This window comes from Adlercreutzia sp. DFI.6.23, from assembly GCF_024462535.1.
GTDB classification, from domain to species: domain Bacteria; phylum Actinomycetota; class Coriobacteriia; order Coriobacteriales; family Eggerthellaceae; genus Adlercreutzia; species Adlercreutzia rubneri.
Map to the genome: position 1 here is coordinate 1 of NZ_JANGBP010000628.1, position 295 is coordinate 295.

The 295-nt window shown below is 67.1% G+C and carries 1 protein-coding gene; it reads left to right on the forward strand.

Annotated elements, in window-relative coordinates; genetic code table 11:
• The coding region (locus NE591_RS14840) for an HRDC domain-containing protein (RefSeq protein ID WP_256157057.1) at nucleotides 1-191 on the forward strand (191 nt) is incomplete at its 5' end.
• Nucleotides 192-295: the final 104 nt, after the last annotated feature.

The following is a 295-nucleotide window of genomic DNA, read 5'->3' on the forward strand; positions in this document are numbered from 1 at the left end:
CCCAGGAGGCCGCCGTGCCGCCCTACGTCATCTTCCACGACGCCACCCTAGCCGCAATGGCCGCCGCCCGCCCCTCCACGGAAGAGGAGCTGCTAGCCCTCCCCGGCGTAGGCGAGAAAAAGCTCGCCACCTATGGTAAGGCGTTCTTGGAAGAGATCGCGTCTGTCCCCGACGCAACCGAAGTTGAGTAGGCTCGGAGGGGCCGAGGGGGCCCGCGCGCAGGTTGCGCAGCGACTGGAACAGCCCAGTGGGCTGTTCCGCAAAGCGAGCCATTGCTTGAGCACGGGTTCCCTCG